General features: G+C 64.2%; 24 protein-coding genes and 1 pseudogene. 12 read left to right on the top strand and 13 right to left on the bottom strand.

The features are described from left to right. The first annotated feature begins 1 nt into the window (after position 1). Positions 2 to 787, top strand: coding sequence for a 3',5'-cyclic-nucleotide phosphodiesterase (locus tag NOV72_RS17810; RefSeq protein ID WP_106855924.1), 786 nt, complete (start codon positions 2 to 4; stop codon positions 785 to 787). A 17-nt stretch (positions 788 to 804) separates the two neighbouring features. On the opposite strand, the gene tehA is transcribed toward NOV72_RS17810, so the two are convergent. Then, positions 805 to 1,827 carry a dicarboxylate transporter/tellurite-resistance protein TehA gene (tehA, locus tag NOV72_RS17805; protein WP_106855923.1) on the bottom strand — a complete coding sequence of 341 codons (1,023 nt, stop codon included), beginning with the start codon at positions 1,825 to 1,827 and terminating at the stop codon, positions 805 to 807. Positions 1,828 to 1,954: 127 nt separating this feature from the next. Further along, positions 1,955 to 2,224 (bottom strand): hypothetical protein, encoded by a 270-nt coding sequence (locus NOV72_RS17800; protein ID WP_106855922.1) that lies wholly within the window; start codon positions 2,222 to 2,224, stop codon positions 1,955 to 1,957. Positions 2,225 to 2,409: 185 nt separating this feature from the next. Between NOV72_RS17800 and NOV72_RS17795 the strand changes: the two genes are divergently transcribed. Then, on the top strand, positions 2,410 to 2,853 hold the full coding sequence (locus NOV72_RS17795; protein WP_106856037.1) for a diacylglycerol kinase: 444 nt from the start codon (positions 2,410 to 2,412) through the stop codon (positions 2,851 to 2,853). A 6-nt stretch (positions 2,854 to 2,859) separates the two neighbouring features. On the opposite strand, the gene NOV72_RS17790 is transcribed toward NOV72_RS17795, so the two are convergent. Further along, positions 2,860 to 3,774 carry an alpha/beta fold hydrolase gene (locus NOV72_RS17790; protein WP_245933077.1) on the bottom strand — a complete coding sequence of 305 codons (915 nt, stop codon included), beginning with the start codon at positions 3,772 to 3,774 and terminating at the stop codon, positions 2,860 to 2,862. Between the two features lie 152 nt (positions 3,775 to 3,926). Between NOV72_RS17790 and NOV72_RS17785 the strand changes: the two genes are divergently transcribed. Further along, positions 3,927 to 4,250 (top strand): hypothetical protein, encoded by a 324-nt coding sequence (locus tag NOV72_RS17785; RefSeq protein ID WP_106855920.1) that lies wholly within the window; start codon positions 3,927 to 3,929, stop codon positions 4,248 to 4,250. A 7-nt stretch (positions 4,251 to 4,257) separates the two neighbouring features. Here NOV72_RS17785 and NOV72_RS17780 read toward each other — a convergent pair whose 3' ends face one another. Beyond that, the gene (locus NOV72_RS17780) at positions 4,258 to 5,733 is read right to left on the bottom strand and encodes an NCS1 family nucleobase:cation symporter-1 (RefSeq protein ID WP_181291091.1); all 1,476 of its coding nucleotides are present in this window, start codon (positions 5,731 to 5,733) and stop codon (positions 4,258 to 4,260) included. A 164-nt stretch (positions 5,734 to 5,897) separates the two neighbouring features. Between NOV72_RS17780 and NOV72_RS32360 the strand changes: the two genes are divergently transcribed. The 5 genes from NOV72_RS32360 to NOV72_RS17760 all read left to right on the top strand — a co-directional run bounded on the left by NOV72_RS32360 (position 5,898) and on the right by NOV72_RS17760 (position 10,320). Continuing rightward, positions 5,898 to 6,068 (top strand): hypothetical protein, encoded by a 171-nt coding sequence (locus NOV72_RS32360; RefSeq protein WP_181291090.1) that lies wholly within the window; start codon positions 5,898 to 5,900, stop codon positions 6,066 to 6,068. A gap of 79 nt (positions 6,069 to 6,147) precedes the next feature. Beyond that, on the top strand, positions 6,148 to 7,059 hold the full coding sequence (locus NOV72_RS17775; protein ID WP_106855919.1) for a YihY/virulence factor BrkB family protein: 912 nt from the start codon (positions 6,148 to 6,150) through the stop codon (positions 7,057 to 7,059). A 67-nt stretch (positions 7,060 to 7,126) separates the two neighbouring features. Then, positions 7,127 to 8,023, top strand: coding sequence for a DMT family transporter (locus NOV72_RS17770; RefSeq protein WP_106856035.1), 897 nt, complete (start codon positions 7,127 to 7,129; stop codon positions 8,021 to 8,023). Positions 8,024 to 8,519: 496 nt separating this feature from the next. Continuing rightward, entirely contained in the window at positions 8,520 to 9,215 is a 696-nt protein-coding gene (locus tag NOV72_RS17765) for a hypothetical protein (RefSeq protein ID WP_106855918.1), read from the top strand. Positions 9,216 to 9,255: 40 nt separating this feature from the next. Beyond that, the gene (locus NOV72_RS17760; RefSeq protein WP_106856034.1) at positions 9,256 to 10,320 is read left to right on the top strand and encodes a GGDEF domain-containing protein; all 1,065 of its coding nucleotides are present in this window, start codon (positions 9,256 to 9,258) and stop codon (positions 10,318 to 10,320) included. 9 nt (positions 10,321 to 10,329) lie between these two features. On the opposite strand, the gene NOV72_RS17755 is transcribed toward NOV72_RS17760, so the two are convergent. Together NOV72_RS17755 and NOV72_RS17750 are read right to left on the bottom strand one after the other, a co-directional pair. Next, positions 10,330 to 11,241, bottom strand: a complete 912-nt coding sequence (locus NOV72_RS17755) for a recombination-associated protein RdgC (RefSeq protein WP_106856033.1) — start codon at positions 11,239 to 11,241, stop codon at positions 10,330 to 10,332. A gap of 52 nt (positions 11,242 to 11,293) precedes the next feature. Continuing rightward, positions 11,294 to 12,232, bottom strand: a complete 939-nt coding sequence (locus tag NOV72_RS17750; RefSeq protein WP_106855917.1) for a DMT family transporter — start codon at positions 12,230 to 12,232, stop codon at positions 11,294 to 11,296. Between the two features lie 111 nt (positions 12,233 to 12,343). Here NOV72_RS17750 and NOV72_RS17745 point away from each other — a divergent pair, with 111 nt between their 5' ends. Further along, entirely contained in the window at positions 12,344 to 12,814 is a 471-nt protein-coding gene (locus NOV72_RS17745) for an Lrp/AsnC family transcriptional regulator (protein ID WP_106855916.1), read from the top strand. A gap of 87 nt (positions 12,815 to 12,901) precedes the next feature. Further along, positions 12,902 to 13,222 carry a hypothetical protein gene (locus NOV72_RS17740; RefSeq protein ID WP_106855915.1) on the top strand — a complete coding sequence of 107 codons (321 nt, stop codon included), beginning with the start codon at positions 12,902 to 12,904 and terminating at the stop codon, positions 13,220 to 13,222. 74 nt (positions 13,223 to 13,296) lie between these two features. Here the strand turns inward: NOV72_RS17740 and NOV72_RS32355 are convergent, their stop codons facing one another. Beyond that, positions 13,297 to 13,452 (bottom strand): hypothetical protein, encoded by a 156-nt coding sequence (locus NOV72_RS32355; RefSeq protein WP_181291089.1) that lies wholly within the window; start codon positions 13,450 to 13,452, stop codon positions 13,297 to 13,299. A 202-nt stretch (positions 13,453 to 13,654) separates the two neighbouring features. On the opposite strand from NOV72_RS32355, the gene NOV72_RS17735 reads away from it, so the two are divergent. Continuing rightward, positions 13,655 to 15,049, top strand: coding sequence for a selenium-binding family protein (locus NOV72_RS17735; RefSeq protein ID WP_106855914.1), 1,395 nt, complete (start codon positions 13,655 to 13,657; stop codon positions 15,047 to 15,049). 20 nt (positions 15,050 to 15,069) lie between these two features. After that, the gene (locus NOV72_RS17730; RefSeq protein WP_106855913.1) at positions 15,070 to 15,693 is read left to right on the top strand and encodes a hypothetical protein; all 624 of its coding nucleotides are present in this window, start codon (positions 15,070 to 15,072) and stop codon (positions 15,691 to 15,693) included. Between the two features lie 141 nt (positions 15,694 to 15,834). On the opposite strand, the gene NOV72_RS17725 is transcribed toward NOV72_RS17730, so the two are convergent. The 6 genes and pseudogenes from NOV72_RS17725 to pcaF form a co-directional block, all read right to left on the bottom strand. Further along, positions 15,835 to 17,346: an efflux transporter outer membrane subunit gene (locus NOV72_RS17725; RefSeq protein ID WP_106855912.1), complete on the bottom strand. Its 1,512-nt coding sequence runs from the start codon at positions 17,344 to 17,346 to the stop codon at positions 15,835 to 15,837. After that, positions 17,346 to 18,566, bottom strand: coding sequence for an efflux RND transporter periplasmic adaptor subunit (locus NOV72_RS17720; protein WP_106855911.1), 1,221 nt, complete (start codon positions 18,564 to 18,566; stop codon positions 17,346 to 17,348). The genes NOV72_RS17725 and NOV72_RS17720 overlap by 1 nt, the downstream gene beginning before the upstream one ends. A gap of 27 nt (positions 18,567 to 18,593) precedes the next feature. Continuing rightward, a complete protein-coding gene (locus NOV72_RS17715; protein WP_106855910.1) occupies positions 18,594 to 21,782 on the bottom strand; it encodes an efflux RND transporter permease subunit in 3,189 nt (1,062 codons plus the stop codon). A 240-nt stretch (positions 21,783 to 22,022) separates the two neighbouring features. Beyond that, positions 22,023 to 23,363 carry a phenylacetate--CoA ligase PaaK gene (gene paaK / locus NOV72_RS17710; RefSeq protein WP_106855909.1) on the bottom strand — a complete coding sequence of 447 codons (1,341 nt, stop codon included), beginning with the start codon at positions 23,361 to 23,363 and terminating at the stop codon, positions 22,023 to 22,025. Continuing rightward, positions 23,290 to 23,560, bottom strand: a pseudogene (locus NOV72_RS33145) (hypothetical protein); the annotation flags it as partial. The gene paaK and the pseudogene NOV72_RS33145, both read right to left, overlap by 74 nt. Positions 23,561 to 23,576: 16 nt before the next feature. Beyond that, positions 23,577 to 24,779, bottom strand: coding sequence for a 3-oxoadipyl-CoA thiolase (gene pcaF, locus NOV72_RS17700; RefSeq protein WP_106855908.1), 1,203 nt, complete (start codon positions 24,777 to 24,779; stop codon positions 23,577 to 23,579). Positions 24,780 to 25,015 lie beyond the last annotated feature (236 nt).

Genomic DNA, 25,015 nt, shown 5'->3' with positions numbered 1-25,015 from the left:
CATGAACGTTCGGGTACTCGGCTGTAGCGGCGCGATCAGCAGCGCTTCGGACGCGGCGCACGATCCCGGCGGCACGACCGCGCTGCTCGTCGACGAAGACATCCTGATCGATGCCGGAACAGGCGTCGCCGTGCTCACCGACGACGAACTCGCGCTCGTCGATCACGTGTTTCTCACGCATTCGCATCTGGATCACATCGCGTATCTGCCGCTCATGATCGACGCCGTCGGCGACGCGCGCGATACGCCTGTCACCGTCCACGCGAGCCGCGCGACGCTCGACATCTTGCAGGCGCATATCTTCAACAACCTGATCTGGCCGGACTTCACGCGGATTCCTTCACCGGATGCGCCCGGCGTGCGGTTCGAAGCGCTGGAGACTGGCGAGCATGTCACGTTGAACGGACGCACGGTGACGGGATTGCCTGCGCGGCATACGGTGCCGTCGATGGGCTTTGCGATAACGAGCGATACGGCGTGCCTCGCGTTCAGCGGCGATACGACGAGCAATCCCGAATTCTGGGCGACGGTTTGCGCGTTGCCCGGATTGCGTCATGTGATCGTGGAGACCGCGTACCCCGACGCGCAGATCGCGCTGGCGCATGCGGCGCATCACTATTGTCCGAGTCTTGTCGCGGACGATCTGCGCGGCGTCCAAATGAAAGCGGAGTTGCTGATCTCGCATCTGAAACCGCCGCACGGCGCGCAGATTCTGGATGAACTGCGCGCCGCGTTGCCCGGGGTTTCGTTACGTGCCTTGCGGGCGGGCGAAGTGTTGATCTTGTGATGTCCCGCCGATGAAATTCAACGCAAGCCCGCGACCTTGATGGGCGTTACGTTCGCGGGCAAAGCGGGCGTTGCTGCCGGAAGCAGATTGCCACGCACCATCGCCCGCACCGTTCCCGCGATCATCAGACCGATCACCACGTTCGCCACCACGAACGCAACCGGCGCGATCCACACCATCGGTCCCGTGGCGCCGCGTTCGAGCATCCGGATGGCCATCGTCGGCAATGCGGCCGCGCCGAAGCTGAAGGCCCAGTACGAAGGCGTGAACGTCGATTGACGAATCCACGGAACGAGCCGCGCGAGCATCAGCGCCTGATAGAGGCCGTAGCCGAGCAGCATGTAGGCGAAGGTATCGGGTGCGCCGTGCGTGATCGCGAGATACGACACGCCTCCGACGACCGGCGGCGCGAGCTGAATGCCGAGGCTCGGGCGCAGCGCTTCGGGCAGCGGTTCATGCACGGCGGCGCGATGCAGCACGATCGATTCGATCGCGAGCCACGAAAACACGCCCGCGCCGAAGAACAGCATGCCGATCTGCGTGAAGCCGAGCCCTGCCGCCGCCGTTCCCGCGACGAAGCTCGGCGCGACCGTCGGCAGGTAGATGGCGGGCGTGGTCAGTTCGGGCTTGCGGCCGCCTTGCCAGAATCGCCCTTGCAGATACACGCCGAGCGCGAGCGAACTCGCCGCGCCGATCACGAAGAGCGCAATGGCGAGGCCGCGCGAATACGTCTGCACGGCTTGCGCGGCGAGCATCGCCGACACCGGCACGAGCGCCGCGAACGAAGACTGCACCGGATGACGCATCTCGGCGACAGCCGCATCGCGTTCGACGAGCCACTTGCGCCCGTACGCGACGAGCAGCGCGACCCAGACGACGAGCGCCGTCGCCGTCAGCAGCGCGGGCACCGCGCCGGGAATCATCGTCCAGACGCGGGCCGCCGCGCGCCAGGCGCCCGCGAGCGCCAGCAAACCGACGCCGATGCCGAAGAACGCCACCGGCATCGGTGCGTGATTGTTCGTACCATTGCTGTTGTCCATTGCCCTTCTCCGTGAATTCCGTCGAAAGCGCGGCTGCGCTCTCGTTGTGTCGTTGGAGAAAGGTTAATGGCGACGGCCTTCCGCGCGAATGTCGCGGCGTCTCATTGCGCTGCTCGCGCGTCTCAAATCATTCGCCGCCGCGCAGCTTCACCGCGATGTCGTGCCAGTCCTGCACCGCATGCTTCAATTCGCGGCAAAGTTTCGAATCGAGGGCTTCGAGACGAGACCAAAGATCATCGAGCGACTTTGCGCGCGCTTCGAAGACGGCCACCGCCGCGAGCTTGCTCGCGCCGGACAGGCGCGCCTCGGCGGCGGCGCACTCCATGTACAGATGCGCGAGATGCGGATCGGCGAGTTCGACGGAACGCAAATGGACGGCGGTAAAGCGTGACTTCATGATGTTTCCCCCGCTCTCTTTTAGTTATCGACGTGAGCGCTTTCGGCTCACGATTGCGGGAAGTATGAAGGTCCGGCGAATCACCTGACAAGCGCATTCGTCGCTGCTTCGTGCGTTATGAATCGGCAAACGTTTTCGCCTTCGCGCGTGCGATACATCGCGGTCAAAGCGGTAACATTCCCGTCATGAATCGTTCGACGAACTCCGCTTCACGTTCTTCATCCGCGTCCGCTGACGATCCGCACGTCAAGCGCCGCGGCCTCTTGCGCGCTCTCTTTGCGCTGCGTCATTCGTGGGCGGGCATCGTCGCGACGTGGCGGGAAGAAAGCGCTTTTCGCCAGGAAATGTGCATCGCGATTGCGCTGCTGCCGATCGCGGCGTTCGTCGAAGTGAGCGCCGCCGAGCGCGTGCTGCTCGCGGGATCAGTGCTGCTCGTGTTGCTCGTCGAGCTGCTCAATTCGAGCATCGAAGCGGCGATCGATCGCATCTCGCTCGAACGTCACGAACTCTCCGGGCGGGCGAAGGATTGCGGCAGCGCCGCCGTCATGATCGCGCTCGTGATCGCCGCGATGACCTGGGGCGTGATCTGCGGCCCGCTCGCGTGGCACTGGCTGCGCGTGCATCTATAGCGCGCTTCACTTCGATACGAACGCATCGATATGCCGCGCGAGTTCGATCGGATACTGAAACATGAGCGCGTGGCCCGCGTCGGCGACCACATCGAGCGTTGCGCGCGGAATCATCTGTTCGAGATGGCGCGCGTTGGCGTCGGCGAGAACATCGTCGTTCGCGCCCGCGACGATCAACGTGCGCACCGGCGAGCGGCGCAAGGCATCGGCGGCGGCGGAATCGGCGAACCATTGCGTCATCGCACGATTCTGCTGCTCCGCGACCGCATCGGGCACGGGACTGCCCTTGTAGCCACGCGGCCTGAACATATCGCCGACGAAACACTTCGACGCATCCGCGACGGCATCGGCGGGAAAGAGCGCGGCCATGATCCTGGGAAACGCATCCGCGCCCGAACTCGACAGCACCTGCTGCACTTCGGGCGTGAGCGGCACCGCTTCCGGTCCCGGCGGCGCGGTCGCGATCAGCGTCAGCGTTGCGACCTGCTCGCGCGCATCGAGCGCGAGCTGTTGCGCGATCATGCCGCCCATCGACCAGCCGACCACGTCCGCGCGTTGGAGCTTCAGACCCGCGATGACATCGGCGGCATCGGCGGCCATGTCGCGGATGCCGTAGCCGGGGCCGTAACGGCCTGCCATCGGCGTCGAACGTCCGATGCCGCGATTGTCGAACACGATCACGTCGTGATGCTTCGCGAGCTCGCCGAGAAAATACGCGTTCCATTCGGAGAGCGTCGCGCGATAGCCCGTGATGAGCAGAAGCGGCGTGCCATGACCGAAGCGTGCATAGCCGATCGGCCCGTTCCTGCCCTGCACGGTTTTCATCTGCAAAACGGCGTTCTGGTCGGGGCGCGCGGTCTGCAATCCGCATAGCTGACTCGCGCCGAAGGAGACGTCGTCGGCGAAGGCCGGCGAAGCCATCGACACCACGGCGACGGCACAGCATGACGAAACAACGCTAACGAGTGGCATGGGCTTCGTTTAAAAAAACGCGACGCGCGTCACGACAGCGGGGAATAATAGGCGGCGGATCGCGCGCCTTCAACAAGAGCTTAAAAAAGGAGTTCAAGCAGATGAATCGAATTCTCCGCTCGTGCTTTCTTCCCGCTGCCGTGCTGGCGCTCGCCGCGTGCAGCACGCCCGTCGAATTCTCGGCGAGCGCGAACCCGCCGCCATGGAACGACGCCGGTTCCGATGCCGATTTCAGCGGCATGGACAACGCGATGTCCGCGTGCAAGACCGCCGCGAAGCAAGCCGGCGCGGGCCGCTGCACGCAGGTGCGCGCCTACGAGGCGTGCATGAAGGACAAGGGCTACATCACCGTGCTCGGCCCGGAAAATCCGCCGAACTGCGGCCAGCCCGAATGGGAGCAGGACGTGCGCAAGTGGCTCAAATGAAGCGGTTCTATTTTCGATTCGCCATGCGCATCAGCACGACATAGAGCAGTGCGCCCGCGGCCGCGCCGATCAGCCAGCCGAGATTGTTCGGCGGCAGGAGCTTGAGCATTTGCGTCGAAAGCTCCCAGCCGACCGAGATCGCGCCCGACACGAGCAGCGCCGCGAGCCCGACCTTGTTCCAGCCGCCGTCGTAGTAGAAGCGTCCGCCGGGCTGCATCGTGTAGAGATCGGCGGTCTTCACCTGCTGGCGCTTCACGAGGTAGTAGTCGGCCATCATCACGCCGTACATCGGCGCGAGCACGGCGCCGAACACGGACACGAAAATCGTGATCGCCTTCGGGCTGTCGACGAAGATCCACGGGCACACGAGCACCGCGAGTATCGACGCGATCAGGCCGCCCTTCTTGAAGTCCACATGCTTCGGGAAAAGATTGGCGATGTCGTACGCGGGCGACACGAAGTTCGCGACGATATTGATGCCCATCGTCGCGACGATGAACGTGATGCTGCCGATCGCCACCCACACCTTGTTCTCGATGCGCGAGACGATCTCGACCGGGTCCATGATCATCGTGCCGAACACCTTCTCGCTGCCCGCCGTGACGATCACGGTGATGATTGCAAACGCAACGAAATTGAACGGCAGGCCGAGGAAATTGCCGATCTTCATCTGCCGCTCGCTTTTCGCGAAGCGCGAGAAGTCGCCGAAGTTCAGCAGCAGCGCGGCGAAGTAGCTCACGACGAGCAGGATCGCGTTGATCATCGCGTGGAGTTGCTCGTCGCCGGAAAGCACCTTGCCCGACAGCGTGAGATTGAGACTGCCCAAACCCGCGCGGTACAGAATCCAGCCCATCAGCACGAACATCACGACATACACCGCCGGCCCGCAGAAATCGATGAACTTGCGGATGATCTCCATGCCGCGCTGAAAAATGATGAGCTGCAGCAGCCACATGAAAAGAAAGCTCAACCAGCCGAGCATGTCGAGCCGCAGAAAGCTCGTATCGCGCCACGCGGCGACCGACGGCACGAACAGCAGCAGCAATGTCGCAACGGCCTTCGACGCGAAATACGTCTGCACCCCGTACCACACGATGCCGACCACGCCGCGAATCAGCGCGGCGAGATTCGCGCCCATCACGCCCATCGAGACACGCGCCATCACGGGAAACGGAATGCCGTGCCTGAGACTCGGTCTGCCGACCCAGTTCATCAGCACATACACGACGAGAATGCCGATGGTCAGCGCGATCAGCACCTGCCAGCCGGAGATGCCGAGCAGAAAGAGGCTCGCCGCGAAGGTATAGCCGCCGACGCTGTGCACGTCCGACATCCACATCGCGAAGATGCTGTAGCCGGTCCAGGTTCGCTTCGCGCGCGGCACGGGCGCGAGATCGTGGTTGTAGAGGCGTTCGTCGGCGTTGACGATTTCGGCGTCGGCGCCGAGCGGATCGGCGGCGGAGGTTGCGTGGGATGCGGCCATGATGTCCTCCTGTGCCTTCGACGGGCTCGTGTTATGTACCTAGATTAATTCATCAAAAAACGAACGTGAAAGGACGACATGCGCTGCACCGCCGCACATTAAAGTCCGGCCGTGCGGGTGCCGTTATGTAAGCCATGAGAAAACGACGCCTGAACTCCCGCGATATGAACGACGCCTTCGCCGCCGCAGCCGAGGCGCTCGCGCTCTTCTGCCGGCTGCGCAACGTCGACGCGGCCGAACTGCCCGCGTGCGAAGTGGACATCCTGCTCGATCTCGCGTTCGAGGAAGCCGCGCAGCAGGCGGCCGCGCGCAGCGAGGCGCGCCGGCCGGGCTGACGCTCCCGTACGCATACGGGAGCGATACTTGCTCGCCCGTCGTCGGAAAAGACGGGCTGCATCGCGCCGTGGAGGTCCCATGTCGAAGATTCTCGGCCCGGTGCTGGGCCCGCAAGTGAGGAGCGTCGCGCGCCATCCGCTGAGCTTCACGCTGCGCACGCTGCGGGCGTTTCGCGCCAATCAGGGCCTGCTGCTCGCGGGCGCGGTCGCGTACTACGCGCTGCTGTCGATCGTTCCGCTTTTGATCCTGATCGTGATCGTGCTGTCCAAGTTCGTCGGACAGCAGCAATTGCTCGACACCCTCGCGCATCTGCTCGAATGGCTCGTGCCCGGCCAGGCGCGCGCCGTGGTGCGCGAACTCGCCAATTTTCTCGCGCATCGCGCGGTGCTCGGCTGGCTCTTGCTCGTCACGATGATCTTCTTCAGCTCGCTCGCCTTCACCGTGCTGGAGAACGCGATGTCGGTGATCTTCGTGCATCGCGTCGCGATCCGCCGGCGGCATTTTCTGCTCTCGGCGCTCCTGCCTTACTGCTACATCCTGTTTCTCGGCGTCGGCATGCTGATCGTCACGCTCGTGTCGAACGGCCTGCAGGCGATGGGCAGCAACAGCGTCGATCTGCTCGGCGTCGAAGTGTCGCTCAAAGGCGTGTCGCGGCTTCTGCTCTATCTGCTCGGCGTCGCGGGCGAGATCTTCGTGCTCACGTCGATCTATCTCGTGATGCCGGTCGGCAGGCCGTCGCTGCGGCTCGCGCTGCTCGGCAGCGTGACGGCCGCCGTGCTGTGGGAAATCACGCGGCACGTGCTCGTGTGGTACTTCGCGACGCTCTCGCAGGTGAGCGTCGTGTACGGCTCGCTGACGACGTCGATCGTCGTGCTGTTCAGCCTCGAAGCGCTCGCCACGCTGCTGCTTTTCGGCGCGCAGGTGATCTCCGAATTCGAGCGCTTCGGCACCGAAGGCGATGCGCCGCCGCAGCCCTTCACCACGCGTTGAAGCAGCGCAGCATGTGCCGATGCCGCGTGTGCGCTACAGTGAGGCGCCCTCGTCCATCGCGCTGCCGATGTCCAATTCCGATTTCGACGTTTCATCCGCGCCCGCGTCGCACGGCGCGCGCGTCGCGCTGCTCACGGTCATCGCGATGCTCGCCTTCGCCGGCAATTCGCTCCTGTGCCGTCTCGCGCTCAAGGGCACGCAGATCGACGCGGCGAGTTTCACGCTGGTTCGCATCGCGTCGGCGGCGCTCGTGCTGTGGATCATGCTGATTGCGCGCGGCGGCCATCGTCGCGACGACGCGCGGCGCGCCGGCAACTGGGCATCGGCGCTCGCGCTGATCGTCTACGCGGCGCCGTTTTCCTACGCCTACGTGCGGCTCGCGGCGGGCACCGGCGCGCTGCTCCTCTTCGGCGCCGTTCAGGCGACGATGATCGGCTACGGCATCGCGATCGGCGAACGTCTCGCCGCGACGCAATGGCTCGGCTTGCTGCTCGCGCTCGCCGGACTCGTGTGGCTCGTGCTGCCGGGTCTCGCGGCGCCCGATCCTGCGTCGTCGGCGCTGATGATCGCCGCGGGCATCGGCTGGGGCGTCTATTCGCTGCGCGGGCGCGGCAAGTCCGATCCCGTCGCTGAAACCGCCGGCAATTTTCTGCGCGCGCTGCCCTTCGCGGTTGCCGTGTCGGCGCTTGTGCTCGCGTTCGCGTTCGCGAGATTCGACGCGCCGGGCGTCGCCTACGCCGCCGCGTCGGGCGCGCTGACATCGGCGCTCGGCTATGCCATCTGGTACGCGGCATTGAAGGGCCTGAAGCCCGCGACGGCCGCCACCGTGCAACTGAGCGTGCCGGTGATCGCGGCGGCGGGCGGCGTGCTGCTGCTGGGCGAGCCGCTAACGGCGCGACTCGCCGCGAGCGCGGCCGCGATTCTCGGCGGCATCGCGCTCGTGGTCTTGTCGAAACGCCGCTGACGGAGTGTGGCTCGCGTTCCACACTGGAAGTCTCGCCATGTTCGTATGTGCGGCACCTCACATACGCGCGGGAACTTCCTCTGAAGAATGATGCATGCGCCGCCCATCAAATCGGCGCTGGCATGAAGAATGCTGGTGTAGTGGCCGAACTTGCTTCGCCGTCGCGACATGCGACGCGGTGAAATCACCGCGCACCGGTCCTGCCGGCCCCGCCAGCGTCTACCCGCCGAGCATCGAGCGCGCTAATCCGCGTCTTCGTTTCAACGCCTCATCGCCGCGCCTGATTGTCGCGAAGTGTGGCGCGAGTTACATTGTTTGGCAAAAATTGGCCCGGCAGTGCAGGCTGAACCGGCATTCGGCCGTGACGTTCCCCGTCGCCGCAGCGCGTTTGTCTGTGCGTTTGTGCAAATGATGGGACGCGCGAGGCGAGTACCGGGCCAGGCGCGCCCTCGGTCGCGCCGGTCCGCTGTCTGAATACGTTCTGGAGAGCGCTGTCATGCCTCAGCACGCAAAGCTACCCGAAGAGAGCATCGCGGACCGCGCAAGTCCCGCGAACGATCCCACCGTCACCACGCTGCCCGAGCCTGCAATCGATTACGACGACCCCGGCCCCATGCGCACGCCGCTGCGCTTCGGGCGACTCGCGCTGTGGATGGCTTCGGCGACCGCGCTCGGCATCGGCGTGCTCGGGACCGTCGCGTACGGAATGTGGTTCAACCACGACCAGCGCGTGTACGCGGAAGCGATGGCGAGCGCGCGGCGCACGCTGGGCATCGACCAGCCGGTGATCGCCGCGCAGACGCAGTCCGCGGGAGCCGTCGAGACGACGCTGAACGGCGCGCTTCCGTATGCGCCGAACGACGCGCCCGCGCCTATCGATACGGCGTCGCTCGCGGACAACACGCCAGCCGCCGAAGAAACCACGGTCGCGGACAGCTCCGACACGGCGCTTGCGACGGCGAGCGCATCGCCCGCCGCGCCCGTTCAGAGCGCCGCCGTGCAACGTCGCCCGACGGCGCGCGTTGCCGTCACGAATCGCAGCAACACCGATCAATACGCGCAGGCGCGCAAGCGTCAGGCGCAAGCGAAGCCCGAGGGCGGGCTCTTCGCCCGCATGGGCGCGTTTTTTCATCGAGTGAGCTATCAACGCAATGTCCCGAACCGTCAGCGAGAGGAGTATTCACGCCCCTGAGGACACGCTGGCGGGCCGCGTGCGGCGCGCGCTCGAACGCATGCGCGTGCCCGGCCCCGCGCCGCTCGCGGGCGCCGCGTTGCTGTGTCTGCTGATCGGCCTGCTGCTCCTCGCGATGCAGGTCCGCGCGATCTTTTCCGCGCAACTGCAACAGGAGTACGTCGGGCTCGTGCTCGAAGCGGTCGAGCGCGCCGATACCGCCCGAGCCTCCGCGCTGGCGCTGCAGAACGCCCCCGCCGCCGATACCCAGCGGCAAGCCGCCTACCGCGAGGCGCGCATCGAGCTGGCGGGGCGTCTCGCGGCGCTGCACGCGCTGGTGTCGGCGAGCCCGATGCCCGCGCCGTCGCTGCCCGCCGCCGTGCTCTCGCCCGCCATCGCGCTCGGCGAGGCGAGTTCCGCGCTCGATTCGACCTATGCCTGGTGGCGCGCCGAGCGCGATCGCGCGAGCGAGGACGTGCGCGCGCGCATCCTGAGCGTGTCGCATACGTTGATCGCGCTGTCGGCGATCGTCTTCGGCGTGCTCATCACCGCGCTCGGCATGTATGCGAAGCGCAACCGGCAGCTTTTGGGCATTTCGAACGAGTTCGAGCAGGCTTCGCTGCACGATCCGATGACCGGCCTGCCCAATCGCCGCAAGCTCTTCGCGGCGCTGGAGGAAGCGGCGAACGCGCTCGCGGGCGGCAAGCGCGGCCCGGCGCGCATCGCGGTGCTGTATATCGATCTCGACGGCTTCAAGCGCGTCAACGATACGCACGGCCACCGCATCGGCGATGAATTTCTGATTGCGGTATCGCGGCGTTTCCGTCACGCGGTGCGCGGCGGCGATCTGGTCGCGCGAATCGGCGGCGATGAATTCGCGCTGCTCGTGAGCGAGTTTTCGAGCGACGGCGAACTGGCCGCGATCGCGCAAAGAATCATCGCGTGCGTCGGCGAAACCGATGCGCAGATGGGCCTTTCGATCGTGCGCGCGAGCATCGGCATCGCGAGTTTTCCGGATCGCGTCGACGATTACTGGCGGCTCGTCGCCGCCGCCGACGACACGATGTACACCGTCAAGCGCAACGGCAAGAACGGCTACGCGTTCTCGCCCTCGCCGTCCGCCTGACGCGGATGCTTACGCGGCGGCGCGCAGATCTTCTTCGCCGCCCAGCGCTTCGGTCAGCGCCGACAGCATGCGCGCGAGTTCGCCCGTCATCAGGATGAAGTCGGATTCGAAACGCTCGTCGTCGTTCGCGGCGGTGGGATCGGCGGCTTCCTTGATGACGTCGAGCGCGCTCACGCGCTTGAGCGTGAGCGACGGCGTCAGCACGAAGGAAACGCGATCGTCCCACGTCATGGCGAGGCGCATGCACTGCTTGCCCGCTTCGATATGGCGGCGCATGTCTTCCGTTTCGAGCGCGTGGCCGACGTAGCGGACCGTCGCGTTGCCTTCGCCGGTCGAGCGCAGTTCGGTGTCGCGATCGAGCGTGAAACCTGCCGGACCTTCGCCCGACAGCAGCCATTCGGTCATCGACGAAACGGGCGAGCGCGCGGTGCGCACGCTGGCGAGCGGCAGATCGGTGACGGATTTCACCAGCAAGCCGATGATGTCGTCGCACACCGTCGCCGACGACGAATCGATCGCGAGCCAGCCGTTCACCGGATCGATCCACACGCGCGTGTCGCGGCGGATGCTGAACGCGCGCGGCAGGAGTTCGTCGGTGATCTGTTCCTTGAGCTCTTTCATCTGCTTGCGGCCGGGTTTGAAGCCCTGCTGCTCTTCGAGCTCGGCCGCGCGTTCCTTCACGAACTGCGTGACGACCGAAGCGGGCAGCAGCTTCTTCTCCGCGCGATAGACGATGAGCATCTGACGATTCGCCGTGTAGGCGAGTTGATCGTCACCGCGCGGCGAAACCCAGCCGCGCCGCTCGTTCTCGATGCTCGACGCCGCGCTGAACGCGAGCGGCTCGAGCCATTGCTGCATTTGATGCGGGTTGACGGACCAGTGTGCGGGAAGACGATGAAGCTGAAGGTTCTTGAACCACATGGCGCGAATTTCGATGTAGTCGGAAAGGGGCGCCATTCTATACGAGTGAGCGTCAATCGTTCGCGCGCCGTTTTCGCGGCACGATTCGCCATTGCAGATTCACGCCCGCCGCCGCGAGCAGAATGAGCACGGCGCCGGCCATTTGCAGCCACGCGAGCCGTTGCCCGAACGCGAGCCAGTCGACGACGATCGCCACCACCGGATAGATGAACGACAGCGCGCCTGTCATCGCGGTCGGCAGCTTCTGAATCGCGCCGTACAGCAGCACGTACATGAGCCCCGTGTTGACGACGCCGAGCACGACGAGATCGGCCCAGCCGCTGATCGACCCGGGCGTCGCTTCAAAGCGTGCGAACGGCGCGAGCATGACGATGCCGAAGAGCACGTGCAGCATCGCGATCAGATGCGGCGGCGTGCCCTTCAGCCGCTTCGTGATGATCGACGATATCGCGTACAGAAAAGCCGCGCCGAGCGCATACGCGATGCCTTCCAGATATTGCCCCGGCGTCGCCAGCACGGCGGGCTCGACGCGCACCACCATCACGAGGCCGATGAACGCGACGCCGAGCCACGCGATCGTCGACGCCGACACGCGCTCGCGCAACACGATTGCACCGAGCGCGACGAGCATGAACGGCTGCGTGTTGTAGACGGTCGTCGCCATAGAGATCGACGCGCGCGAATACGCGGCGAACAGCAGCAGCCAGTTGCCGACGATCGCCACGCTGCCGAGCGCGGCGAGCCCGATCATGCGCCACGAGAAATAGTGCTTCTGCAGAAAGCCGAGCGCCGCGCACACCGCGATGAGCGTCGCTCCACCGAACACGCAGCGAAAGAACACCACGTTCCACGGCGTCTGTCCCGACGACACGACGAGCCAGCCGATCGTGCCCGACATCAGCATGGCAACCGACATCTCGATCGCGCCGCGACGCAATTCATGCGCGTGCGATGCGCCGGCGAAGCGCGCGTCGATTCTTTCCGTGTTCATCTCGTTTCCGCCATGCAAGTTTCGATGACTTCAGTCTACCGATGCACTTGTCTCAAAACCATGCCTAAAATTAGGCACGTTTATCTCTTGCCCTCCGTTTCGAAGGCCATCATGGGAAAGAACCTTGGCAGTACGCCGCAAACGGGCATCGACGCCATCGATCGCGAACTCATCGCCGTGCTCGCGAGCGACGGGCGCATCGCGGTGAGCGAGCTTGCGAAACGCGTCGGACTGTCGGCGCCGAGCACGGCCGAACGCATGCGGCGGCTCGAAACGCAGGGCGTGATTCGCGGCTTCACCGTCGATATCGATCCGCGCGCGCTCGGCTACACCTTGCAGGCGATCGTGCGAGTGCAGCCGCTGCCCGGGCAGTTGCATCTCGTCGAGGAAGCGATCCGGCGCATTCCCGAGTTCGTCGAATGCGACAAGGTGACGGGCGACGACTGCTTCGTGTGCCGCCTCTATCTGCGCTCGATCGAGCATCTTGACGACATCCTGTCGCGCGTCACCGAACGCGCCGCGACGAGCACGGCCATCGTGAAAGCGACGCCGATCGAAAGACGTCTGCCGCCGGTCGGCTGAATCTCGCGCGTTTTTACCCGCGGACGAACGGCGTTACACTTGAGGCGCTTGCCAACGCGTCGCAGGTTATGCGCGAGAGGAACGAACATGAGTGACTTAGACGCCAACCGCACCTTCCGCGGGCTACCGCTGACATCCGAGCAGGATGCCGAAGTACGGCATTACATCAAGAAGAAAAAACAGCGCGGCGAGGCGTGGGACACGCCCGAGCTGGAGGCGATGCTGCAGGACATGCTGGAGCCGCCCGCCGACGAGGACGGCGTCACCGACGACGGCACCGACGAGGAAACGCGCTCGGTGGCGGAACGCGCGTCCGCGTTCATCGACGAAGGCATGGACCCGATCGAGAACAGCGAGGAATGGCACGCCGCGATGGAATCCGAGGCGATGAAAGGGCCACGACGCTGACACGTTTTGCGCCGCAAAAAAAGCGCCGGTCGATGCCGGCGCCCTATCCGTTTAATTCACGTTCCGGTGCACATTCAATGCCTGTGGCGCCAGTCGCGCGGCGGATGTGTGTCCAGCCAGCGCGCCTTCGGAGTGTAAATATGCGGATGCCGGTGATGCATCACGAGAACCACCGCGACGCATAGCACCAGGACGACTCCCGCCATCAGGCTGATCATCGGCTCGGCCATCGCTACCTCCTTTTTCGGTCCAGGGGCGATGCCTGTATTTTAGGCGCTGTTTCCGCCGCCGAATCATGCGTCGCGCGAAAGCAAAGCAGAAAAGCATCTTTGCGCCGCGCGCGCATCGAAAGCGGGTCGCGTGCTTGTGTCCTATAGTGCTTCTGCGTGCTTGTGCAGGCGAATCGACGACCACACAATCGGGAGACGCAGCATGGCGACATGGAAACCGGATCCGAGCTTCTACCCTTCCCCGCGCCTCGCGGCCAAAGCGCCGCGCGAAACGCTGGCCTACGTCGCGACGTTCGATCCCGAGCGCCAGACGCCCGACAAGATCGCCGTCGTCGATGTCGATCCCGATTCGCCGGACTACACGAAAATCGTCGGCGAAATCTCGATGCCCGATACCGGCGACGAGCTGCATCACTTCGGCTGGAACGCGTGCTCGTCGTGCCTGTGCCCGAACGCGCCGCATCCGCACATGGAGCGGCGCTATCTCGTCGTGCCGGGGCTGCGTTCGTCGCGCATCCATATCATCGACACGAAAGCCGATCCGAAGAAACCCGTCATCGTGAAGACGATCGAGCCTGCGGAACTCGCGGAAAAAACCGGCTATACGCGGCCGCATACGGTGCATTGCGGGCCGGGCGGCATCTATATCACCGCGCTCGGCAACGCGGAAGGCAAGGCGCCCGGCGGCGTGCTGCTGCTCGATCAGCAGAGCTTCGATCCGCTCGGCCGCTGGGAAGTGGAGCGCGGGCCGCAGCAACTCGCGTATGACGGATGGTGGCATCTCGGCTACGACACGATGGTCACGAGCGAATGGGGCACGCCCGACACTTTCGAAAACGGCCTCGTGCCCGAGTTGCTGCTCGGCGCGAAGTACGGGCGCAAGCTTCATTTCTGGGACTTCACGAAGCGCAGGCATATTCAGGAGATCGACTTCGGCGACGAATATCAGCTCGTGTTCGAATTGCGCCCCGCGCACGATCCGACCAAGGCATACGGCTTCGTCAACTGCGTGATCAGTTTGAAGGATCTGTCGTCGTCGATCTGGACCTGGTATCGCGACAAGGACAAATGGGCGGTGAAGAAGATCATCGACATTCCCGCCGAACCCGCCGATGCAAGCGTACTGCCGCCCTTGCTGCAAGGCTTCGGCGCGGTGCCGCCGCTCGTGTCGGACATCGATCTGTCCATGGACGACCGCTTTCTCTACGTGTCGTGCTGGGGCACGGGCGACATGCTGCAATACGACGTCTCCGATCCGTTCGCGCCGAAGCTGACGGGCAAGGTGCGCATCGGCGGCGTGGTCGCGCGAGCGACGCATCCGGGGGCCGCGAACGGCGCGCTGAACGGCGGCCCGCAGATGGTCGAAGTGAGCCGCGACGGGCGCCGCGTCTACTTCACCAATTCGCTCTATGGCGCGGTGGATGCGCAGTTCTATCCCGAAGGCATCGACGGCTGGATGGTGAAGCTCGACGCCGATCCGAACGGCGGCCTCGCCGTCGACGACAAGTTCTTCATCGACTGGCCGAAGGGACATCGGCCGCATCAGATCCGGCTGCAAGGCGGCGATTGTTCGTCGGATTCGTACTGCTATCCCTGAGACGCGGCGAGCCGATCCGCATGGACACCGTGTCGCCCGCGCTCATCGTCACGGCCGCGGGCCTCGGCGCGTTTCACGGACTCAATCCCGCGATGGGATGGCTCTTCGCGGTCGCGCTCGGCCTCTATGCGCGCAGCCGCCGTGTCGCGCTGGTGTCGCTCGTGCCGATCGCGCTGGGGCACGCGGCATCGGTTGCGCTGGTGCTCGCCGGCGCGCTCACGCTCGGCATGGCGATCGGTCACGACATGCTCGCGCGCGCATGCGGTGCGCTATTGATCGGCTGGGGCGTGTGGAGTGTCTGGCGCGGGCATCGCGGACGACCGACCGTCGGCATGCGCACCGGCCTCGCGGGTCTCGCGCTGTGGTCCTTCGTGATGTCGAGCGCGCATGGCGCGGGCTTGATGCTCGTGCCGGCGTTGTTGCCGCTGTGCACCGGCAAGGTCGCCGGCACGGCGTTCGAAGCGACCGCGCTCGCGCTGACGGTTCATACGGGCGCCATGCTCGCCGTAATCGCGGCGATCTCCATGTTCGCGATGTCCGTTCAGGAACGCGGCGGACTCGGCTTTCTGCGAAGCGGGTGGATCAATGTGGACTGGCTCTGGAGCGCGGCGCTGATTGCGTGCGGGGTGTTTTTGTTCGTCTAGCCTCGGACGGATTTTCGGCGCGCGCCGAGGTGGCGGAGCTCGCAATGCTTCATGATCTGCCGACCGAAGGCACGGGCTTGAGCAGTCCTTGCACGATGCATGCGTAATGCCCGATGGCATTTTGCATGCATCGTGCGAAATTCAATCGCGCCGGGAAACCGCTTCCGCGCTCGGCATGTCGGCCGTGGTCCATCCTCCGCCCAGCGCCTTCACGAGCGCGACGCTCGCCGCCATGCGCCGCCGCTCGATCTGCACCGCCGCGCGCTGATCCGACAGCACGATGGCCTGCGTCACCACGACGCTCAGATACGTGATCGCGCCGTTCTCGTAGCGGTTGCTCACCTTGCCGAGCGCGCGCTGGGCGGCATCGACCGCGTCGCGCTGTGCTTCGCTCTCGCGGCGCAGCACTTCCAGCGCGTTCAGGTTGTCTTCCACTTGCCCGAACGCGATCAGCACGGTTTGCCGATAATCGGCGACGTTTTCGTCGTAGGCCGCGCGCGCCGCATCGCGAGCCGCGGCGCGTCCGCCGAAATCGAGCACCGTGAACGCGAGTTGCGGACCGAGCGACCAGAAGCGGCTCGGCGCTTCGAGCCACGACGAAAAGCGCGTCGCTTCGAGACCGCCCGTCGCGGCGAGCAAGAGGTTCGGGAAGAACGCCGCCGTCGCCACGCCGACGCGCGCATTCGCCTCCGCGACGCGCCGCTCCGCCGCCGCGATATCCGGCCGCCGTTCGAGCAGCGCGGACGGCACGCTGAGCGGCAACACGGCAAGCGCCACCGACGGATGCGGCGAATGCGCTTCGTTGAGCGGTGCGACATCGAGCGTGAAGTTCGACGGATTCTCGCCGACGAGAATCGCGATCGCGTTGACGAGGCTCGCGCGCGTGCTCTCGAGATCGATGCGTTGCGCCTGCGTCGCGCGCAACTGCTCTTCGGCCTGCGCCACGTCCGATTCCGCCGCGACGCCGCCCGCGAACCGGTCGCGCGTGAGCGCGAGCGCCTTCTCATAGGCTTGCAGCGTGGCGTCGAGCAGCCGCTCTTCTTCGACGGTGCCGCGCAAGTCGAAGTAGTTCGTCGCGAGCTCGGCCTGCATCGAAAGAACCGCGCTTTGCAGGTCCGCGGCGCTTGCCTGCGCTTGCGCACGGCCGCCTTCGACCGCACGCGAGATGCGCCCCCACAGGTCCGGCTCCCACGAGATTTGCGCGTCGATGAGATAGTCGGGCACGGTGACGCCCGCGCTCGATTTGTACAGCACGTTCGACGACGCGCGCGACTGATTGAATGCGGCATTCGCGGTGATCGTCGGGAAGTACGCCGAGCGCGCTTGAGCGGCCGCCGCACGCGCCCCGCGAAAACGCGCGGCGGCTGCGGCAACGGTTTGATTCGCGCTCGCGACGCGTTCTTCGAGCGCGTTCAGTTGCGGATCGCCGTACGCTTCCCACCAGGGCGCGCGCGGCTTCGCATCGGCGGGCTGCGCGGGCTTCCAGTCCTGCGATTGCGCAGCCAATGCAGCCTCGGGCAAATCGAGCGGCGTCTGCGATTTATACGCAGCGGGCACCGCCGCATCGGGCTTCACATAGTCCGGACCTACCGTACAGCCCGCCGATACGGCGATAGTTAGCCATGCAACTAGTCGGACCGATGCGTGCATCATCACGATTCGTTTCCTTGCGCCTTCGCCGCCCCGCCATGCGCGCCCTCGCTCGCACCCGCGCCCGTGTTCGCGCGGCCGATGCGCACCGCCGCGCCGTCGATGATCGAATCGGGCGGATTCACGATCACGCGCTCGTCGCCATTCAGACCGGAAACGATGGACACGCGCGTGCCGTAATCCGTGCCGAGCGTAATCGGCAAAAGCTTCACGCGATTATGCGCATCGACGCTCGCGGCATGCACGCCATCGGGACGAAACAACAGCGCATTCCCCGGCAGCGTGAAGGACGGATTCGCGCTCGTGAGACGGAAACGCACTTGCGCATAGGCGCCCGCGAGCAGCTCGCCCGTCGGATTTTTCACATCGACTTCGACGCGCATCGTGCGCGCGACCGGATCGACCGCGCCCGCCGTGCGAACCGTGACACCCTCGAACTTTCGATTGCGTTCCTCGCTGAGCAACAACTCCGCCGGCAAGCCGACCGTGACCATCCGCGCATACGCCTGCGGCACATCGACGAACACGCGCAAGGCCGACGCATCTTGTATGTGAAAGAGTTCGCGGCTCGCCGTGCCGCTGCCTGCATCGATCAACTGGCCGACATCGGTATTGCGCGCCGTGACGACGCCATCGAATGGCGCATAGATCTTCTGGAACGACACGAGTTGTTCGAGCCGCGACACGTTCGCCTGCGCCGCATTCAACGCGGCTTCTTTCGCGAGCATGTCGCCGTTCTTTTCATCGGTTTCCTGGCGCGACACCGAGTTGTTCTTCAGCATCTGCGCCCAGCGTTCGGCAGTCGTCTTCGCAAGCAGATAGTTCGCGCGCGCCGTTTGCGCATCGGCACGGGCCTGGCGAAGCTGATCGTTGATCTCGGGCGCGTCGATCTCCGCGAGCAACTGGCCTTTCTTCACCCTCGTGCCGATATCGACGGTCCAGCGCTTCAGATAGCCATTGGTGCGCGCGAAGATCGGCGCATCGGAGAACGCGCGGATATCGCCTGCAAGCACGAGATCCTGCGACGCCTTCATGCGAGCCGGCTTGATGACCTCGACCGTCTGCATGCCATGCTCGTTCGCATCGCGCTCGAGTTCCGCATGTGCCGCGCGCCGCGAGAGGATGCCTTGCGCGACGAGCACCACGACCACCACGAGCGCGATCACGAGCCATAAGCGCCCTCGCCTCTGGTTGCCCGATCGTTTGGATTCCTGCTCTTCCATTCTTGCTCCACCTGCTGTTCGACTGTTTTATTGCGCCGCTTCCTTGGCCGTCGCGCCCGGACCCTTGCCACGCGCTTCCATGCGCCGATAGATCATCGAGAACACGACCGGCACGAAGAACAGTGTCGCGATCGTGCCGACCATCAACCCGCCGATCACCGCGCGTCCGAGCGGCGCATTCTGTTCGCCGCCTTCGCCGAGACCGATCGCCATCGGCACCATGCCGATCATCATCGCGGCCGCCGTCATCAGCACCGGCCTGAAACGCGTGTAACCCGCTTCGAGCGCCGAGCGCACCGCGTCGCCGTGCTCGGCGAGCGCCGTGCGCGCATAGCTCACCACGAGGATGCTGTTCGCGGTCGCGATGCCGATGCACATGATCGCGCCCGTCAACGCGGGAATCGACAATGTCGTGTGCGTCAGGAACAACATCCACACGATGCCCGCGAGCGCGCCCGGCAATGCGGTGATGATGATGAACGGATCGAGCCACGACTGAAAATTCACGACGATCAGCAAGTACACGAGCACGACCGCGAGAATGAGGCCGAACGCGAGCCCGGAGAACGAGCCGTTCATCGTCTCGACTTGACCGCGCATTTCGATCGACGAGCCTTTGGGCAACTCGCCGCGCGCTTCGTCGATGATGCGTTGCACGTCGTCGGACACCGCGCCGAGATCGCGCCGCTCGGTCGTCGCATAGAGATTGATGGTGGTCTGCGCGTTGTAGTGATAGACGACCGCATCGCGCGAGCCGCGCGAGAGCGATGCGAGCGCGCCGAGAATATTCGTCTTGCCGCTTGCCGACGTGACCGGGATATTCGCCACCGATTGCAGCGAGTTCATGTCGTATTGCGGCGCCGTCGTGATGACGTTGTAGCTCACGCCGTTCACGGGATTCAGCCAGAACGTGGGCGTCGTCTGCTGGCTGCCCGAAAGCGTGATGAGCAGGTTGTTCGCGACATCGCGCTGCGTGAAGCCCGCTTGCAGCGCTTTGGTGCGATCTACTTCGACGTTGATCGATGGCAGATCGGACGGCTGCTGGATGCGCGCATCGACGAGTCCCGGCACGCGGCGGATCTTTTCAAGCAAGCGGTTCGCGAGCGCGCGATTGGCCTGCGCATCGCGCCCGGTGATGGCGATGTCGATCGGCGCAGGCACGCCGAAGTTGAGGATCTGGCTCACGATATCCGCGGGCAGGAACGAGAACGTCACGCCGGGAAACTCTTGCGGTAGGCGCTTTCGCAATTCGTGGATATAGCCTTCGGTCGGCGCGTGATCTTCGTTCAGGCTGATGAGCACGTCGGCGTCGGCGGAACTGACCGTGCCCGTGTTGCTATACGAGAGGTTGATGCCCGACACCGGCAAGCCCATGTTGTCGATGATCGATCGAACCTCGCCGCGAGGGATCAGTTGCCTGATGCGCGTATCGACGCGATCGGTGAGCGCCGCGGTTTCCTCGATGCGCGTGCCCGTTTTCGCGCGCAAATGCAGGGCAATCACGCCTGAATCGATCGACGGAAAGAAGTCGCGTCCAAGAAACGGCGCAAGCCCGAGCGAGAGCAGACAGCACACGAGGAAAAGCGATGCGAAGCGTCCCGGATGCTCGAGTCGCGCTTCGAGAAAACGTCGATAGCGATCGCGCACGGATTCGAAATGCCGCTCGAACGCGAGATGAATGCGCACGAAGGGATTGCGCGAGCCCTTCATCGATTCGACATCGCCGCCCATATGCTCGTGATGACGCAACAGATATTTCGCGAGTGTCGGGATCAGCGTGCGCGAGAAGAAGTACGACGCGAGCATCGCGAACACGACAGCCTCGGCCATCGGCACGAAGAGGTAACGCGCGACGCCGGTGAGAAGGAACATCGGGATGAAGACGATGCAGATCGAGAGCGTCGATACGAGCGTCGGCACCGCGATCTGCTGTGCGCCATCGAGAATCGCCTGCTCCAGTTCCTTGCCCTGCTCCAGGTTCTGGCTGATATTTTCGATTGCAACTGTTGCGTCGTCGACGAGAATACCGACCGCGAGCGCGAGGCCGCCGAGCGTCATGATGTTGATGGTCTGCCCGATCGCGGACAACGCGACGATGGACGTCAGCATCGAAAGCGGTATGGAGATCGCGATGATGAGCGTTGCGCGCCAACTGCCGAGGAAGAGCAGGACCATCAGCGCGGTCAGTCCCGCCGCGATCACCGCTTCGCGCAACACGCCCGACACCGACGCGCGCACGAAGAGCGATTGATCCGCCACCGGCTCGATCTTGAGCGATTCGGGCACCATGCCGCGCAATGTCGGCAACAGGTTCTTCACACGCGCGACGATATCGAGCGTCGATGCATTGCCGCTCTTGTTGATCGTGAGTAAGGACGCGCGCGTGCCGTCCACGCGCACGATATTCGTCTGCGGCTGGAAACCATCGCGCACGTGCGCGACGTCCTTGATGTAGATCGTGCCGCCCGGACCCGTGCGGATCGGTATGTCGTTGAGACCTTCGATCGAGCCGGGGCTCGCGTTCAGGCCGACTGAATATTCCGTCGAACCGATCTTCGTCGTGCCCGTCGGCAGAATGAGGTTCTGCGCGCTGATTGCGTTGACGACATCGGTGGGCGCGAGGTTCTTCGCCTGCAGCTTGCGCGAATCGATATCGACCATGATCTGCCGCTGCTTGCCGCCATAAGGCAGCGGCACCGATGCGCCCTGCACGGTCGCGAGTTGCGTCTTCAGGAAGCTATTGCCGAAGTCGTAAAGCTGCTGTTCGGTGAGTTCCGCCGACGACAACGCGAGCCGCAGAATCGGCACCGTCGATGCATTGAAGCGCAATATGTTAGGCGGCGTGATGCCCGGCGGCAGCGAGCGCAATTGCGTCTGCGAGAGCGCGGTGATCTCGGCGATCGCTTCATCGACATTCGCGTTCGGCTGAAAGTAGATGCGAATCACCGCGATGCCCGGCAGCGATTCCGACTCGATATGCTCGATGTCGTTGACCGCCACCGACAAGCCGCGTTCGTAGTTCAGCGTGATGCGCCGCTCCATCTGATCGGGCGGCAGGCCAGTGTATGACCAGATGACGCTGACAACCGGTATATCGATGTTGGGGAAGATGTCGGTCGGCGTGCGCAGGATGACGAGCGGACCGATGATCAGCAAAAGCAGCGACAGGACGATGAACGTGTACGGGCGCTTGAGCGCGAGTCTGACGATCCACATCTAAATTCTGCCTGCCCCGTTTGGTGTTCGTTATTCGAATACTGTTCGACTGCGCGAATGCGTCCGCTACGATGACACATTAGAAGCTTACAAAACAATTCGCGCAAACGGTTGCGAGGGTTTATGCGGAAGGATTTCTGCAGAGGAATGCGAGGCCGCACCGGAAATGGAACGCGCGCTCCAATTGGTGGGAATGAGACTGCGCCTCGCAGAACGCGAGGCGCTTGACGGACGAAGGTCTTAGACGGTCGCGGAACGCAGATCGAGCACGCGTTTGGCTTTGCCCGTTGCGGTCGTCGGCAGTTCGCCGGAGTCGAGCACACGCACTTGCGTCGATACGCCGACCATCGTCTTCACGCGACTTTGCAACTCGCGCGAAAGACCGGCGCGATCGCTGTCGTTCAATGCCGCGCAAACTTCGGCGCGCGCTTCGACGGAAACCGACAGCGAATCCATGTGGCCCTCACGCGATACGCACAGTTGATATTGGCCGCTCAAACGCGGAATCGCGAGAATCAATTCTTCGATCTGGCTCGGGAACACATTCACGCCGCGAATGATGAGCATGTCGTCCGAGCGGCCCGTGATCTTCGCGAGACGACGCATCGAACGTGCGCTCGGCGGCAGCAACGACGTGAGATCGCGCGTGCGGTAGCGGATCATCGGCATCGCTTCTTTCGTGAGCGACGTGAAGACGAGCTCACCCGTGCTGCCTTCGGGAAGGACTTCACCCGTTATCGGATCGATGATCTCCGGATAGAAGTGATCTTCCCAGATGGTCGGGCCATCTTTCGTTTCGATGCATTCGCACGCAACGCCCGGACCCATGATTTCCGAGAGCCCGTAGATGTCGAGCGCCTGAATGCCCGCGCGCGTTTCGATTTCGCTGCGCAAGCCCTGGCTCCACGGCTCCGCGCCGAAGATACCGATCTTCAGCGACGTGTTCGCCGGGTCCATGCCTTGACGCGCCATCTCGTCGAGCAGATTCAACATGTACGACGGCGTGACGAGAATGATCTTCGGCTCGAAGTCGCGGATCAGTTGGACTTGCTTTTCAGTCTGCCCGCCCGACATCGGCACGACCATGCAGCCCAGACGTTCGGCGCCGTAGTGAATGCCGAGGCCGCCGGTGAAAAGCCCATAGCCGAACGCGTTGTGCAGCGTATCGCCCTTGCGGCCGCCCGCGGCGCGAATCGAGCGCGCGGTGACGTTGGCCCACGTGTCGATATCCTTTGCCGTGTAGCCGACGACCGTCGGCTTGCCTGTGGTGCCGCTCGACGCATGCACGCGCACGACCTGATCGCGCGGCACCGCGAAGAGCCCGAAAGGATAGTTGTCACGTAAATCAGTTTTCGTCGTGGTCGGAAACCGCGCGAGATCGGATAGTTCGCGCAGGTCATCGGGATGCACGCCTGCCGCATCGAATGCGCGGCGATAATGCGGCACGTTTTCATAGGCATGCCGCAACGTCCACTTCAGGCGTTCGAGTTGCAGCGTCTGAAGTTCGTCACGGCTTGCACGCTCGATCGGTTCCAGTTCGCTTCGCTGTGCAATGGATTGGACCACGGTTGTCTCCTGCATGAATGATCGATGAATTAGTGAAAGCGCTGATCCGATAGCGCAGAGCCGAAATGAGCGGTGAGATGGCGCAGCACATCATGTATGCGTGTGATGCCGCTCACGCCCTGATTCACCGCATCCGCCGCTTCGTTGACGAGCATCGCGACGGTGCGCATCACGGCCATGCCGGCGACATCGTTCAATGGCACCACCGCATATCATGTTGCACGGACATCAGACGCGTTCGATCGCGATCGCGATGCCCTGGCCCACGCCGATGCACATCGTGCACAGCGCATAACGGCCGTTGCGTCGCTCGATCTCGTACATGGCGGTCGTGACAAGACGCGCGCCGGATGCGCCGAGCGGATGGCCCAGCGCGATGGCGCCGCCGTTGGGATTCACACGCGGATCGTCTTCCGCAAGGCCCAGTTGACGCAGCACCGCAATGCCTTGCGACGCGAAGGCTTCATTGAGTTCGATGACGTCGAACTGTTCAAGCGTGAGCCCCGTGCGCGCGAGCAGCTTCTTCGTCGCGGGCGCGGGACCGATGCCCATGATGCGCGGCTCGACGCCCGCCGTCGCCATGCCGATGATGCGCGCGCGTGGCGTGAGTCCGCTGCGCCTGGCCGCCTCCTCGCTCGCGATGATGAGCGCGCACGCGCCATCATTCACGCCCGATGCATTGCCCGCCGTCACGCTGCCATCAGGACGCACGACGCCTTTCAGTTTCGCGAGCGTGTCGAGCGTGGTTTCGCGCGGGTGCTCGTCGCGATCGACTGCAATCGTTTCGCCCTTCTTTTGCGGCACATTCACCGCGACGATCTCCTGCGCGAGCGTGCCGTCGGCTTGCGCGCGCGCGGCGCGCTGCTGACTGCGTAATGCGAAGCGGTCCTGCGCATCGCGCGAGATGCCGAAATCGACGGCGACATTCTCTGCGGTCTCGGGCATCGAATCGACACCATAGCGTTCGCGCATCGCACGATTGATGAAGCGCCAGCCGATGGTCGTATCGAAGATATCGGCTGAACGCGAGAATGCGCTCGACGCCTTGCCCATCACGAAAGGCGCGCGTGTCATGCTCTCGACACCGCCCGCAAGATAGAGCGAGCCATCGCCCGCCTTGATAGCGCGTGCCGCGCTGCCGATTGCATCCATACCCGAGCCGCACAGGCGGTTGATCGTCGAGCCGGCTACGTCGATGGGCAAGCCCGCCAGCAGGCCCGACATGCGCGCGACGTTGCGATTGTCCTCGCCTGCCTGATTCGCGCAGCCATAGAGCACGTCGTCCACTTGCGTCCAGTCCACCGATGCGTTGCGCTTCATGAGCGCAGTGATGGGCACGGCGCCGAGATCGTCGGCGCGGACGTCCCTGAAAACGCCGCCATAGCGGCCGATGGGCGTACGAATCGCATCGCAGATGAAGGCTTCAGTCATTGCATGTCTCGATGTGGAGGATGATCGATCGCCACGGAGCCGCGCGATAGTTGCATAGCTAACGACTTCGGGCTTGAATTGATGGGTATGGAAATGCTTCGGCTTCACGCGCATCGTTGCGATGCGCGTCTTTCGCGTGAATCAAGACGGCGTTTGCTCAGCGCTCGTCGAAACTCACCACCACCCGCTCGCTCACCGGATGACACTGGCAAGTCAGCACGAAACCATCATCGATT

Source organism: Caballeronia novacaledonica (assembly GCF_900258035.1).
Classification (GTDB): Bacteria; Pseudomonadota; Gammaproteobacteria; order Burkholderiales; family Burkholderiaceae; genus Caballeronia; species Caballeronia novacaledonica.
The sequence above is the reverse complement of the archived record's forward strand: the minus strand, read 5'-3'. Positions and strand labels throughout refer to the sequence as shown.